Raw genomic sequence first — 14,015 nt, 5'->3', positions numbered from 1 at the left:
CTCCAGGGCGGCCGGGGGTGTGAGTCCGACCGTGCCCCCCACGCTGCCACCGTTCGGAGGCCCGGACCTGGGACCTAGGGCCCGGTCGGGCCTCGACGGGGAGGGGCGTCGACCTGGGCCAGGTCACCCCCCGCCGGCGGGGGGCGCCCCGGCGATGTTGACCATCCACCCCACCCCGAAGCGGTCGGTGAGCATGCCGAACTCGTCGCCCCAGGGCGCGACGGCCAGCTGCTCGTGGACCTGCGCCCCCTCGGCCAGGCCGTCCCAGCAGCGGTGCAGCTGCTCGGCGTCCTCGGGCCCGCCCGACAGCGACACCGAGTGGCAGCGGTGCGCCCGCTCCGGGCCGCCGGACGCGCCGTGGTCGCCCGGCCGGGCCATGGCCGCGGGGGTGTCCGAGGCCATGATCACCCAGCCGCCGTCGGTGACCAGCTGCGCGTGCATGGTCTTGTCGGCCTCGGCGGGGTCCGGGGTCAGGCCGAGCTCGGCGAACGTGCTGCGGGTGAGGGTGCCCCCGAAGATCTTCTGATAGGCCCGCATGGCGTCGTGGGCGCCGTCGTGGAAGGACAGGTACGGGTTCAGGTTGGCGGTCATGGGAGTCAGACCGCCCGCGGCCGCCGGACTCATCGCGGGGAGCGCATCGCGTCGCGACCCCCGGGGGGTGGCGCCCGCGACGGCGGCCGGGGGGCGGGGGGGACGTTTGGCCCTCTCCGCCCCGGGTAGTGATCACGTGCAGCCCTGGACCCGGCGCAGAAGCATCCTCTACCCCCGACCGAAGGAAACCTCATGCGCATCCAGATCGCTTCCACCGTGCTCGCCGCCACCCTGGTCCTCGTGCCCCTCACCGCGGCCTCCGCGGCCACCGACGCCCCGGTCGAGGCCCCGGCCACGGCCACCACCACCGCCGAGAGCGACGACGACGGCGACGAGGGCCTGTGGGGCCTCGCCGGTCTGCTCGGCCTGGTCGGGCTCGCGGGCCTCAAGCGCCGCAAGGACGCCGACCACGACAACCGCTCCGGCGGCACCATCCGCTGACCGTCCCCCGCTGACCCAGGACCCCCCGTGGCCGTGACGGCCGCGGGGGTCCTGCGTGCCACCGCCCGTCCCCGTCTGCCTGGAGTGCTGTGCCCACCCCGTCGTTCACCGTCCACGGTCCGTCCGACGGGCCCGGCATCCTGCTCGTGCACGGCCTCGGGGTGTCCGGGAAGTACTTCCGGCCGCTGATCCGGCTGCTGTCCGGGTCCTACCGCGTCGTCACGCCCGACCTGCCGGGCTTCGGGACCAGCGCGCACCTCGGCCCCGCGCTGACCATCCCCGGGCAGGCGGAGGCGATGGAGCGGGTGGTGGACCTCGTCGGCCTGGACCGACCCGTCCTGCTGGGGCACTCCATGGGCGCGCAGGTGGTGACCGAGATGGCGGTGCGCCGGCCGGGGCGGACCAGGGGCGTGGCGCTCGTCGGCCCTGTGGTGGACCCGGCGCTGCCGACCGCGTTCGACCAGGGCTGGCGGCTGGCGCGGGACTCGGTGCGGGAGCCGTTCCCCCTGAAGGCCCTGACCACGCGGGAGTTCTTCCGGGCCCGGCCGCGGACGTACCGGCAGTCGCTCACCCACATGCTGGCCTACCGCATCCTGGACCGCGTGGCCGAGGTCACGGCCCCCGTCGAGGTGCTGCGGGGCAGCCACGACCCCATCGCCTCGCGATCATTCGCCGACGCGCTGGCCGCGGCGGCGTCCTCGGGACGGGCCTACGAGATCCCGGGCGCCCGTCACATGGCGGTGGCCACGCGCGCGGACATGGTGGCGAACCTCTGCCACCGGGTCTGGCCCTCGACCCCCCGGTCGGGGACGGAAGGGGGACAGGTGCCGCAGGGCTTGCGGGGGTGACCGTCGGAACCGTACTTTCAGCACAGGGCCGTCCTGGTCCCGTTGCCCCGGACCCGGTAGCTGATGTCGAGAGACTCCACCGGACGGAGCGCGCGATGGCCGAGAGCCGACGACTGACCCTCGTCACCGACGAACCGAGCGCGCAGCAGCCCTGGATCAGGTTGGTATGGACGGGCGACCTCGACGCGTCGTCGGCGCCACCGCTGGCGGCGGACCTGCGGCGGGCGTGGGAGCTGGACCCGCTCGTCCTCGAGGTCGACCTGGCCGGCGTGACGTCCATGGACACCGCCGGTCTCCGCCCGCTCGTGGAGGCGCACGCGCGGCTGCTGGACCGGTTGCGGCTCTTCGACCCCCCGCAGGCGGTGACCCGGGTGCTGGCGCTGCACGGCCTGGAGGACATGTTCCTCGTCGTCGGCCCCCTCCCCGCCGTCGCCGCGACGGAGCCGCTGCCCCTGTCCGACGCGGGACGGGTGAGGATCGAGCAGGCCAAGGGGCTGCTGATGGCCGTCCACGGCTGCGACGCGCCGTCGGCCTGGACGATCCTCCGGAGCCACGCCAGGGCCCATGCCGTCCGGGTGGACGTCATGGCGGGACTGCTCGTCGACCACGCCCCCGGGGCGATGCCCCCGTCGTCGGAGACGGTGCTGGACGACGTCATGGCCGAGCGCGCCCGGGCCGGGTCACCCGCCGAGTAGGCGGCGCCGATGCCGTCCTCACGCGTGGCGAAGATCCTCGACGACCTGACCGGGTCGGGCCAGGGGTCAGGCGCCGACCTCCCGCAACGGCTGGTGGACGCCTGCGCGGCGGCCCTGCCGGTGAGCGGGGTCGGGATGGTGCTCATGACCGACGCCGGCCCGGTGGGTGTGGTGGCCGCCTCCGACGGACCGGCGACGGTCATGGAGGACCTCCAGTTCACCCTAGGGGTGGGGCCGTGCGTCGACGCCTCCGGCAGCGGCAGGCCCGTCCTGGTCGCCGACCTCGCGCACGTCGGGCCGCAGCGGTGGCCCCCCTTCGCCGCCGGGGCGCTCGAGGCCGGGATCCGCGCGATCTTCGCCTACCCGCTTCGGGTGGGGGCCATCCGGCTCGGGGTGCTGGACCTGTACCGGGACACCTCCGGGCCGCTCGGCGAGGCCGAGCACCGCGTGGCCCTGGACTACGCCGACGCGGCGACGGCGGTGCTGCTGCACCTGCAGTCCCGGACGCCGGTCCCCGGCAGCGACGACGGCGACGGCGACGAGGTCCTGGTCGACGTGGTCAACCAGCGCGCCGAGGTGCACCAGGCGTCCGGGATGGTCGCGGTGCAGCGCGACGTCGGCCTGCCCGAGGCCCTGGTCCTGCTGAGGGCCCGGGCCTACGCCACCGGGCGGCCGGTCCTGGACCTGGCGCGCGACGTCGTGGCGCGCCGGGTCTCCTTCGCCGGCGACGACGACGACGGGGACCTGGCCAACAGCCCGGACCACCGGGACCCGTCGTGACCGGCGGGACGGGCACGACCCCGCAGCAGCCCCCGCACAGCCCCGCACGGACCACGGACCAACGACACAGGAGTGAGCGCACATGAACGATCCCACCCGACTGGCCGAGGTGTTCGTGGAGCTCGCGGACACGCTGGTCGCCGACTTCGACACGGTCGACTTCCTGCAGATGCTCACCGAGCGCAGCGTCGAGCTGCTCGGCGCCGACGCAGCCGGGCTGATGCTCGCCGACGAGCGCGGCAGCCTGGTCCTGATGGCGTCCTCGCTGGAGCGGATGCGGCTGCTGGAGCTGTTCGAGCTGCAGGTCGAGGAAGGGCCGTGCAACGACTGCTTCAAGACGGGTCAGCAGGTCACCAACGTCCTGCTCCCGGAGGCGCGGGACCGCTGGCCCCGGTTCAGCGAGGCCGCCGTCGAGGCCGGCTTCGGGGCGACCCACGCGCTGCCGCTGCGCCTGCGCGGGCAGGTCATCGGGGCGCTCAACCTGTTCACCGACGAGGCGCGGCCCTTCAGCGACGAGGACGTGACGATCGGGCAGGCGATGGCCGACGTCGCGACGATCGGCCTGCTGCACGAGCGCAACCTGTACGAGAAGACGGCCCTGTCGGAGCAGCTGCAGACGGCGCTGCACAGCCGCGTCCTGCTGGAGCAGGCCAAGGGCATGCTCGCCGCGCGGGCCGGCATCGGCGTCGACGAGGCCTTCACCCGGATGCGCCGCCACGCCCGGGGCCACGGGCTCCCGCTGACCGACGTCGCCGGTCAGGTGATCAGCGGGACGCTGCGGTCGGAGCTCGTCCTGCACCCGGCCTGACGGGCGAGGGCGCGCTCCCGGGGGCCTCACCCCGGGGGCAGCTCCGCGTACATCCGCGCCATGCGGTCGATCTCGATGCGCTGGTCGGAGTCGACGTGCTCCGCGAACTCGAACAGGCGGGGGTCGGCCGCGGCGCCCTCGTCGGCGAAGAGCTCGCCGACCATGGCCAGCGCCCCCTCGTGGTGCTGGCTCATGCTCACGAGGAACAGGCGGACGAAGTCGTCGCCCTCCGCCGCCTCGAGCGCGGCCAGCTCCTCGTCGTCGAGCATGCCCGGCATGTCGCTGTGGTCCCCGTCGGCGCTGTGACCGCTGTGCGTGCCGGCGTCGTGGTCCGTGCCACCGCTGCGGCGCACGGCCTCCTCGTGCTCGGCCAGCAGGCGTTCGAGCTGCTCCAGCTCGCCCTCCTGGGAGGCCTCCATCCGCTGGACGAAGAGCCGGAGGTCCTCGTGCTCGGTGCGGTCGGTGACCATGGCCGTCATGGCCAGTGCCTGCTGGTGGTGCACCTGCATGTCGTTCATGAACGCGACGTCGGAGTCGTTGAACGCGGAGGACAGGAACACGTCCTCCGGCGGGGCCTCGGTCAGGACCTGGTTGGGCTCGCCGGGCTCGCCGGGCTGCAGGTGGGTCACCTCGGGGTCCAGCGCCTGCGTGCTGTCGGAGGAGGTGCAGCCGGTGAGCAGCGCGGCAGCCGCGACTACGACGACGAGGACAGAACGGGCGGGTCCGGGCACTTCTTCCCTCTCGACCGAGCGTCCGGTTCGAAAGCCTTGCTAGTCCGGACGGTGACCGCGATATTAACCCGATCAGGCTACGAGGACGTCGGGTCCGCCTCTCTCCGCACCGCAGCAGCGGGCCGACGTCCTCCCATCAAGGACAGAGGAAGCTGATGACCCCACGTTCCTCCCATCTCCGCCTACCCAGGCTCCGGGCCGCGACGCTCGCGGCCGTGCTCGCCGTCACCCTCCTGCCCGCGGCGGCCGCGTCCGCGGCGACGGAGCCCGACCCCCGACAGGGTCTGACGCCCGGCACCCAGACCAACTCCGACGGTGCGGCCTTCACCGACCCCAAGCGGGACGCCGAGACGGCCTCGCAGGGCATGGACCTGCTGGCCGAGCGCTCCAAGCCCGCCTACACGGGCGTGGCCGGCGCGTTCAACTACAGCAACATCAACTCCGACCTGGCGTTCCAGGGCGACTACGCGTTCTCGGGCAACTACCGCGGCTTCGGCGTCTACGACGTGTCCGACCCGGCGGCCCCGGTGCTGCGGACCACCGTCAACTGCGTCGGCGGCCAGGGTGACGTGTCCGTGCACGGCGACCTGCTGTTCATGTCCGTGGAGTCGACGTCCGCCCGGGTGGACTGCACGACCAACCCGGCGTCGACCGTGTTCCGCGGGGTGCGGATCTTCGACATCAGCGACCCGCTAGCCCCCGTCTACGTCACCGGGGTGCAGACCTGCCGCGGTTCGCACACCCACACCCTGGTGACCCAGCCCGGCGTCGACGACAAGGTCTGGGTCTACAACTCGGGCACGTCGTCGATCCGTCCGGCCACCCAGCTGGCCGGCTGCGCCCCGAGCTCGACGACGAACCCGCTGACCTCGGCGTACAGCATCGACGTCATCGAGGTGCCGCTCGCCGCCCCCGAGACCGCGGCGATCACCAGCAGCCCGCGCGTCATGGCGAGCGAGACCAGCATCGCCGGGCTCAACCCCGGCGGCACGCAGGCGGCCCTGCCGGCCGACGACCCGCGCACCACCGAGCCCGGCAACGCGGCCGGCGGCCAGCGGGTGTCCGCCACGTCCGCCTGCCACGACATCACCGCCTACCCGGCCATCGGGCTCGCGGCCGGCGCCTGCCAGGGCGACGGCATGCTGCTGGACATCTCCGACGCGGCGAACCCCGTGCGCGTCGCGAACGTGACGGACCCGAACTTCGCCTACTGGCACTCGGCGACGTTCAACGACGCCGGCACCAAGGTCGTCTTCACCGACGAGTGGGGCGGCGGCGTCGGGGCCCGCTGCCGGCCCACCGACCCCACCAACTGGGGCGCCAACGCCATCTTCGACATCGTCCGTGACGCGGACGGCACGCCGACGCTGGACTGGCAGAGCTACTACAAGATCCCCAACGTGCAAGCCTCCAACGAGACCTGCGTCGCGCACAACGGCAACCTGATCCCGGTGCCGGGCCGCGACGTCATGGTGCAGGCCTGGTACGAGGGCGGCACGTCGGTGTTCGACTTCACCGACTCGGCCAACCCGGAGGAGATCGCGTTCTTCGACCGCGGGCCGTACGACGCCACCACGTTCCACCAGGGCGGCTACTGGTCGACCTACTGGTACAACGGCAACGTCTACGGCAACGAGATCTTCCTGGGCTTCGACAGCTGGGGCCTGACGGGGACCGACGACCTGTCGGCCAACGAGATCGCGGCGGCGCAGCTGGCCTCGGTCAGCGAGCTCAACGCGCAGCTGCAGGAGCCGATCGTCCACGACCCGAGCTTCACGCTGGTGCGGGCGACCGTCGACCAGGCGGTGCGGGCCGACGCCCTGACCGACCGGGAGGCGGCGAACGTCACCAAGTTCGTCGACCGGGCCGAGGAGCTCGCCGAGCGGCGCGGGCAGTCCGCGTCGGCCACGCTGCGGGCCCAGGCCCGTCAGCTGCGGGACGCGGACCAGCAGGCGCTGGCCACCGAGCTGGTGCGTCTGGCGGACGACCTCTGAGCCTGCTCTGAGGTGGTACCGACGGCGGCCGTCGCACCTGCGGGTGCGGCGGCCGCCGTCGTGTCGGGGGGGCGGTGGGGGCGGGAACTCGGGTCGGCCGGCGCCCAGCACGACGGCGAGCACGACGGCGAGCATGACGGCGAGCATGACGGCGAGCACGACCGTGCCGGCCGCCCACACAGCCGACGCCCGCGCGGCAGCAGCCACCACGGGAGCACCGCGGGGACGAGGACGCCCAGCAGCACACCGGTCCCGCACCCGGCCAGGCAGGCCGTTCGGGGGCCGTGTCACGAAGATCACCGAAGGCGTCGACCTCGAACAGCAGGGCCAGACCAGACCCGACGACCGCTAGGGCCGGGGGGCCGCTCCGACGGGACCTGGTCGTGGCGTGCTGCCGCTCGCCGTGGTGGTGGCGTGCGCACCGCAGGACACGGCGTAGGCCAGCCTTGGCGGCTCTGCGGACTCGACGAGGCCACACCTCGATCGATGTGCAATCGACTGGGACACGCGTTGGTAGCCACGCCACAAGCGGACCCCTTTCGAGGAGGCGTGCTGCATCAGCGGTGGGTGCCGACCCTTGTAGCAAGACCCCGAAACCACGGGCGGCGAAGGTACGAGTCACGCTGTGGCTGGTGGCCTCAAGCCCCTTTGGCCCATAGGGAGCCGACTGGAGGCATCTCTTCATGCGCGCTGCACTGGCACCGTCCGATGCGCGAAGTTCCGAGACTCGATCGGCGCCCAGACACGGACACGAGACGGTCCGCAAAGCCGTACCGCTGCGCGCCTCCGACTCGACGACCCGACGGGGTGTCGTCGGTCCTTCACGTTCAACGCAGCCTCAGTGTTGTCAGTAGCGATTCTTACTCAAGCCGCAAGCGGGGGCCGATACCGACCGGTCCTGGGACACTCAGTCGGATCCAAGACGTTCCGACGATGTCCGTCGAAATGTTGAGAGGGCCTAGTACGCTGGGCTACGGGCGGCTCAAGACGTCGTGTCGTTGTCTCGATCGCGAGTGTGCTGGAGGCGGACGTGAGTGCTGGGCGGAGTGGGCACAGCCACAGTCACAGGCTGCTCGTCGACGTCACAAGCCCCAACGGTGAGGTGGTCGAAGTTTTCGAACTGCCTGAGAGCGTGTTCAACGTGGCAGTAAATGGACCGCTCATACATCAGGTAGTGGTCGGACAACTCGCTACCGCACGCCAGGGGACCCACTCGACCAAGACGCGGGGCGAGGCCTCTGGAGGGGGCAAGAAGCCTTACCGTCAAAAAGGAACAGGCCGCGCGCGCCAGGGTTCTACACGGGCACCGCAGTTCGCTGGTGGCGGGGTGGTCCACGGTCCCACTCCTCGCTCCTACCGACAGAGGACACCGAAGAAGATGAAGGCAGCCGCGCTCAGGCAGGTGCTTTCCAACCGAACGCGTTCAGGGCGATTGCACGTAGTCACCTCCGTGGTCGAGGGTTCTGCGATATCCACCCGGGAGGCGGTTCGAACGCTCGCCCAAATCGTCGATGTGAAGACGACCCTCGTTGTTCACGAACGTGGTGATGAAGCGACACGTCGGAGCCTGCAGAACGTCGCAGGCGTTCACGTCCTTCCCGCAGATCAGTTGAACACGTACGACGTGATTCGTAGTGACAGCGTCGTATTCACGCGGCCCGCCATCGAGGCATATATCGCGCATTCACTGGCAAACATCGGTAGTCGACGACAGTTTTCTGGAGCGGACGATGATCCCACGTTGCGACGAGCCGAAAGAGGCGGTGCGGCAATGACCGGGTACGGCTACCTGAACGGGGACGCCATGGAGTCCTCTGTGCTAGAGCTCGGTCCTGAGTACTTCCAGATCGAACCGCACGTGCAACACGTCGGCGTCGCATGGTCTTCGACCCTGCAAGCTCTGGAAGAGTTGCCGCCCCTTGTTGAGGACCTCGCCGAAGGGGAGAACCTGGCCGTCATCACGTACGCAGGCAGCGATCCATTCTCGGGCTCAATACCCGCATGTCTCGCGAGGTTGCGAGGACCGTCTTCAGCGCCGGTAAGGTTCGTGCGCATGGAGTTCCGCGATGCAACGGTGACATGGGACGTCCTGGATCCGACTAGCGCTGCCGGTCGTGACTCGCCGCAGGAGCCCCCGCGCATGGGCATAATGGCGAACGAGATCGACCGTGATCTCCTGTCTGCTCTGGTGCGCCACACGGGAACCCCCAGCTTGTCGGAACACTTGTCGCAGATCAGCGATGAACTGGACCGTCTGTCAAGGGTGAGGCGTCAGGCGGGCAGTCAGCCGAGTCGGGATTAGGGCAAGGGCGAGGCTTGTAACGTGATCTATGGTGAGCTCGGACCTGTCGGTGCGCTCAGTAAGTTGGACCCGGTAGACGCCACGCTGCGGTCGGGTGACGTTGCGTGGCACCGCTTCTCCATGCTGAATTGGGGGCCGGTGGACGTTCGTTACAAGATCCACGCAGAGATGGAGACGCCCACTCCGCTGGAGTACAGCCCTCCTCCAGGACTGAAGCAGCACGGAGGAGTAGGCCATCTTCCTGCGCGCAAGAGTGGGTTGCCGCTGTTCTCCTCCGACCTGGAGCGCTCGGTGCGAGCAGGGCGCGGGACGGTCGAGCGTTCTATCGCGATCACCAATGGTGGGGAGATGAACACCGCCCTGGATAGTACGGAGATCAAGGTCAGCGTCGGGATCCAGATTCGACCCAACGCCCACGAGGTCGTCATACTGGACTGCTCGCACCTCGTGCGTCATGAGTGATGTTCTCCTGGCTTCGGCGCCGTATGTTGCAAATTGCCTGCTGCTGTACGCGACGGCGTTATTTGGCGTACCCATTAGTCGGGCAGTTGTGCGAATCGTAGAAGAACGGCATCGAGCGGCGGGGGTGGATAGCGGGAGCTTGCCCTTCTATCTCGACTCCGAATACGTTGCCAAGATGAGCCTCTGGGCCAGCGATGCTCAGGCAAGCCTAGCCACCTTCGTCGCGCCCGCCTTAGCGCTCGTGTTCGCGGATAGCCCGGCGGAGCGAGTCCTGGGAGCGGTTGCGAGCGTCAGTGCAATTTTGTTGATGTGCGCAGTACTTGTCATGCTGATCTGCGCGAAGGCGCCGGAGATCTACCTCGCTCGCACGCGCATCAAGTTATCTCGAGTCGGGTTTACGGCGTTCACCCTGAATGCAATTTTTGGGTTGGTCGCCGCCGGGTCGCAGTTGGCGGGGGCGTAACGGGAAGTCGCGTAGGTGCGAGCCAGGTCCTGTTCCCGCGTCAACCCGGATCTTTCGTGGTCCCGGGGTGCGGTTGGGGCGGGACGTTGGGGCCCTCGCTGAGCGCTGATTCTGAGACAGGGGTCGGAAAGTTGCCCCGATGGTGCTCGGAGTGGGCTCGGGTCCGGCCGACGTGCTCCTGGTCGCGGGGATGAGGGGCGTGGTCTCGGGGTCAGCCGCTGGGTGCTGGGAGGGCTCGGAGGCGGGTCAGGATCGCGAGGACGACGCCGGTTCAACGACCGCCAGTGGCGAGGTGCAGGACAGTTCGGCGGGCGCTGACCGCGAGCCGCCCGGCGCGTCACGCCCCGCCCACAGTCAACGGCGAAGAGCCCCATATGGCCCCTGACCTGCGCTGACGGTGGGCCCCGTGGGGCTCGAACCCACAACCCGCGGAGTGATCCCGGGGTGTCCCGGCGTGTCCGCACGCGTGACGTTTGCGCAGGTCAGGGTGCTAGTGAGTCCGATTGGTCTCGACGGCCGAGGGTAGCTGGGACCGGTCACGTAACCGCATAGTGTCCGGTCCTGGGGCGAAGGTGGCGGTCGCGCCAGGTAGGGCAGGAGGTCCAGGCGGACGTCACGGCTACCGCAACCGACGGACCCGGCCGAAGGGTCCGGCGGCAGGGCCACGGGCGAGCCGCCTGCCCGGCGTGTCGACGGGCTCTCGCTCCCTTACGCGGGGCGGTTCGAGGCGGTCTCCAGGACCGGGTCCATGATCTCGCAGACCAGTCGCAGCTGGTCGTCGAGTGAGTCTTCACAGAGCGCACTGACGCCCGCCTTCGTGCGCCATGCCTCCCACTTCCTCTGCCCGAGGGCGCCGTAGCCGACGAGCAACGGGGCCGCCCGCTGCAGCGCCACTCGACGGTGCGCTGCCACTGCCTTGACCGCCCGGACGAGCTCTTCGTCGTCGAGTGGGTAGGCCCTACTGACCGCGACGATGTCCACGTAGTCGCGCCATCGGGTGCTTGTAGTCCCGCGCTGGAGGATGGTGACGCCCTTCTCGGCGAGGATGGTCTCGGGTGCGTAGCCGAGGAGCTTGACCGGGCTCCCGAGCACTCGCGGGACCTCGAGCATGCGTGCCTGCGGCACGATCGGGTCCCCGGTCGACACGTCCCAGGCGACGGTCTGGACGGCAGTGGCGATGTAGACCTTCACCCGCAGCCGCAGCCCGGTGTACTCGGCGTCCTCCCGGATCTCCTCGACGGTGATGGTCTCGGTGTCGAACACCACCCCGTCCTGGGCCCGGACCGTGGCCACGTCCTTCGCGACCTGGGTGAGGTTCTCGGGGGTCACGTCGGTAGACACTGCTTCCGCGTCGACGTCCTTGGTGGGTCGCCGGATGCCGTACGCGGCGAGCAGGATGCCGCCCTTGAGTACGAAGTCCTGTCCGTGGGGCGTCTGGTTCAGGCGTGCGAGGAAGGACTCGAGGGCGTGTCGGACGAGGTACTCGTCTGTGGTGATCTTGCGTCGCTCGGCGGCGCCCGCCTCCCGCGCCGCGGTCTGCAGCTTGCGGAACACCGCTCCGGCGTGGGGGTCGTTGGCCGCTGCGCGTTGGAGGTGGCTCATGTCAGCAGGTCCAGCGCGTTCATCAGCGGCCCGGTCGCGCGCGGCAGCTGCCTGGCGAGGACTGCCAGCTGTGCGGGCTGGCCGCCACGGCCGAGCCAGGTGCGCAGCGCGTCTCGTGCCGTCTCGTAACCGATGCTGCCGCGGAGACGGAACGCGTCGGCGATGCAGCGCTCGGGGGTGTAGATCCCGATGGTGAGGTCGGTCCCTGCGATCGGGTAGGGCTCTCGGCCCAGGCCGAAGGTGTCCCGGTCGAAGAGGTGCCACCTGATGGCGCCCCGGGTCGCGGGTCTGCGCGTGGCCCTCGGGATGGCGAGGTCGTAGGCGTCGGGGATGTCGTCGATCAGGTCGTGATGTGCCAGCGCGGAGGTGAGGCACAGGATGGCCTCGGGTCGCCTCGTGGCCGCCTCGATCAGGTCGAAGTCCGCCGGCGGCGCGTCCGCGCTTCGGTACAGGCCGCGGGCGATGCGTTCGTGCCGGCCGGCCTGAGCGCTCCGGTACAGGCTGGTGCGCGACAGCCCGAAGCCCCGGGCGTCGGTCGCTCTCCGCGTCTCCATGTCGCACGGCTCCTCACGTCGCGATGGAACTAACCGTACACCGCTAAGCAGAAGTGCCAACACTTTGTTCCATTTCCCCGTTCGGGGGGCCGGCTCCGCAGCAGGTACCAAGGGATAACGAACTGGGCGCCCCATTTGGGCGCAGAGGCAGTGCAGCGCCGGCTCGCGGCGGCACAAGGACCCGCTGCGTCCAGCGGCAGCCCACGATCCGACGGGTACAAACGTTGGCGACCTAGGCGGTGAGCGAAGGGAGGCCATATGGCCCCTGACCTGCGACGACGGTGGGCCCCGTGGGGCTCGAACCCACAACCCGCGGAGTGATCCCGGGCTATCCCTGCGTGTCCGCGAGCGTGGCGTTTGCGCAGGTCAGACGCCCAATGGGTCCGATTGGTCTCGGCGGGTGAGGGACACCCGGAACGGTCACGTAACCGCATTGTGTCCTGTCTCGGGGCGGGTCGCTCCTGGCACCCGCACCGTCTACCTGACGGGCGCGCGGCGGTCAAACAGCCTCACGTCACGACAGCAGTCAGATCGCGAGGCAGTCTCGAGTACACCTGGTGCTGGCGAACCGGGCGTGGCCCGTCACGACTTCGATGGTGTTGGTTAGGCGGATCCGCAGGAAATCAGCCTGGCTGCAACCGAGGCGCAGTCACGCCGGCCGACGTCGTCCGAACCACGACCGGCGTCCATGTCGACAGCGTCGTCATCGAGGGGGCGCAAAGGCGCCAAGACGGGCTGGCGGCGTCGCCGATGTTTTGGACCCAAGCGGCGCTCATCGATTCTGAGCCGTCGCACGAAGACGGCGCGCGAGTCAACGAGACGTTCCGCGGCCGTGGTCGTGCCCACATGGACATCGGTTACGCCGGGGCTCCTGCTCGTGGCGGTGTCGGCTCGGGCCGGTCGTAGCCGGGGGTCGCCGTCGGCAACCCTCGGTGCCTGACAGTGCCCGCTCACTGCCTCAGGTGTCGTCTCGTGGAGGAACCACCCTCAGCTGTTGCCGGCGTGCCCGCACAACCCCGTCGCCGTTCAGGTAGAGCGTCGCGCCGACCCGACGGCGTTCGTCATCGGACGGACCCGACCTAGCACGATCATGCCCTTCTGCGAGAACGCACCTCCCGCCAGAAGTCGGCCTTAATGATTCGTATGGTCCCGCTCAAAGCGGGCTATTGTTCCCCGTAGTACTCTAAAAGGAGTCGCGACAAGCGAAGCACTTCGCTCTTGACCCGTTCTCGAGCCCAAGAAACCTCGTCCTCACCTCGCTGGGCGGCGTTGTAATGTACGTTGGCCGCGCCGTTAGTGCAGCGAGAGCACCACGCGCGCCCAATGACCTCGTCTGCTGGCAGTGGTTGCCCGAATACGTACGCCGCCATGGGGCCGATGTAAGGGTCCGAACCGTAGCCATTATGGTCGAGGGCGTGTTCGACGGATTGGCACCCGAAGGGACTGCCCCAGTGCTTGACCCGCCCGCCTCCACCGGACGAGTCGACGATGCTGTAGTCCGGAACTTGTAGGCAGTAGTACGCGGGTTCGGCATGCACATCGGGTGCGATAAAATGGCCCTCCGGCCCATTCTTGCCACATCGATGACAGGCCCACTGTCGCTCAGGCGGATGAATGATTCTGGCTGCTAGTGACGCAGCTGCCGCTCGGTCATCCTCGTCCGGGGCATCCGGAGCCCCGTATATTGCTCCCGGCTCCTTTTGCCAACCGCTCCCATTATCGCTGCTTCGAACCCATGCCCCGT

General features: G+C 69.6%; 13 protein-coding genes. 9 read left to right on the top strand and 4 right to left on the bottom strand.

Annotation, left to right across the window (positions count from 1 at the left end; translation table 11 throughout):
- Nucleotides 1–123: 123 nt before the first annotated feature.
- Nucleotides 124–591: a VOC family protein gene (locus ACR80Q_RS11835; protein ID WP_435377822.1), complete on the bottom strand. Its 468-nt coding sequence runs from the start codon at nt 589–591 to the stop codon at nt 124–126.
- Nucleotides 592–783: 192 nt separating this feature from the next.
- Between ACR80Q_RS11835 and ACR80Q_RS11830 the strand changes: the two genes are divergently transcribed.
- The 5 genes from ACR80Q_RS11830 to ACR80Q_RS11810 all read left to right on the top strand — a co-directional run bounded on the left by ACR80Q_RS11830 (nt 784) and on the right by ACR80Q_RS11810 (nt 4,163).
- Nucleotides 784–1,032: a WGxxGxxG family protein gene (locus ACR80Q_RS11830; protein WP_435377821.1), complete on the top strand. Its 249-nt coding sequence runs from the start codon at nt 784–786 to the stop codon at nt 1,030–1,032.
- Nucleotides 1,033–1,121: 89 nt separating this feature from the next.
- Entirely contained in the window at nt 1,122–1,880 is a 759-nt protein-coding gene (locus ACR80Q_RS11825) for an alpha/beta fold hydrolase (protein WP_435377820.1), read from the top strand.
- A gap of 95 nt (nt 1,881–1,975) precedes the next feature.
- Complete coding sequence (locus ACR80Q_RS11820) at nt 1,976–2,575, top strand: STAS domain-containing protein (protein ID WP_435377819.1); 600 nt, start codon at nt 1,976–1,978, stop codon at nt 2,573–2,575.
- A gap of 9 nt (nt 2,576–2,584) precedes the next feature.
- A complete protein-coding gene (locus tag ACR80Q_RS11815; RefSeq protein WP_435377818.1) occupies nt 2,585–3,355 on the top strand; it encodes a GAF and ANTAR domain-containing protein in 771 nt (256 codons plus the stop codon).
- 82 nt (nt 3,356–3,437) lie between these two features.
- Complete coding sequence (locus ACR80Q_RS11810; protein WP_435377817.1) at nt 3,438–4,163, top strand: GAF domain-containing protein; 726 nt, start codon at nt 3,438–3,440, stop codon at nt 4,161–4,163.
- Between the two features lie 26 nt (nt 4,164–4,189).
- Here the strand turns inward: ACR80Q_RS11810 and ACR80Q_RS11805 are convergent, their stop codons facing one another.
- Nucleotides 4,190–4,894: a DUF305 domain-containing protein gene (locus ACR80Q_RS11805; RefSeq protein ID WP_435377816.1), complete on the bottom strand. Its 705-nt coding sequence runs from the start codon at nt 4,892–4,894 to the stop codon at nt 4,190–4,192.
- Between the two features lie 215 nt (nt 4,895–5,109).
- Between ACR80Q_RS11805 and ACR80Q_RS11800 the strand changes: the two genes are divergently transcribed.
- From ACR80Q_RS11800 to ACR80Q_RS11785, 4 genes are all read left to right on the top strand, one after another.
- A complete protein-coding gene (locus tag ACR80Q_RS11800) occupies nt 5,110–6,888 on the top strand; it encodes an LVIVD repeat-containing protein (RefSeq protein WP_435377815.1) in 1,779 nt (592 codons plus the stop codon).
- A 1,015-nt stretch (nt 6,889–7,903) separates the two neighbouring features.
- A complete protein-coding gene (gene rplD, locus ACR80Q_RS11795; protein WP_435377814.1) occupies nt 7,904–9,190 on the top strand; it encodes a 50S ribosomal protein L4 in 1,287 nt (428 codons plus the stop codon).
- A gap of 21 nt (nt 9,191–9,211) precedes the next feature.
- Nucleotides 9,212–9,652: a hypothetical protein gene (locus ACR80Q_RS11790; protein ID WP_435377813.1), complete on the top strand. Its 441-nt coding sequence runs from the start codon at nt 9,212–9,214 to the stop codon at nt 9,650–9,652.
- Entirely contained in the window at nt 9,645–10,115 is a 471-nt protein-coding gene (locus ACR80Q_RS11785) for an RNA-binding protein (protein ID WP_435377812.1), read from the top strand. The genes ACR80Q_RS11790 and ACR80Q_RS11785 overlap by 8 nt, the downstream gene beginning before the upstream one ends.
- Nucleotides 10,116–10,823: 708 nt before the next feature.
- Here the strand turns inward: ACR80Q_RS11785 and ACR80Q_RS11780 are convergent.
- Together ACR80Q_RS11780 and ACR80Q_RS11775 are read right to left on the bottom strand one after the other, a co-directional pair.
- A complete protein-coding gene (locus ACR80Q_RS11780) occupies nt 10,824–11,717 on the bottom strand; it encodes a nucleotidyl transferase AbiEii/AbiGii toxin family protein (RefSeq protein ID WP_435377811.1) in 894 nt (297 codons plus the stop codon).
- On the bottom strand, nt 11,714–12,271 hold the full coding sequence (locus ACR80Q_RS11775) for a type IV toxin-antitoxin system AbiEi family antitoxin domain-containing protein (protein ID WP_435377809.1): 558 nt from the start codon (nt 12,269–12,271) through the stop codon (nt 11,714–11,716). The genes ACR80Q_RS11780 and ACR80Q_RS11775 overlap by 4 nt, the downstream gene beginning before the upstream one ends.
- Between the last annotated feature and the right edge of the window lie 1,744 nt (nt 12,272–14,015).

Source organism: Aquipuribacter aurantiacus (assembly GCF_051216895.1).
Taxonomy (GTDB): Bacteria; Actinomycetota; Actinomycetes; order Actinomycetales; family JBBAYJ01; genus Aquipuribacter.
Note: the sequence above shows the minus strand (reverse complement) of the source record. Positions and strands in the feature narration are given on the sequence as shown.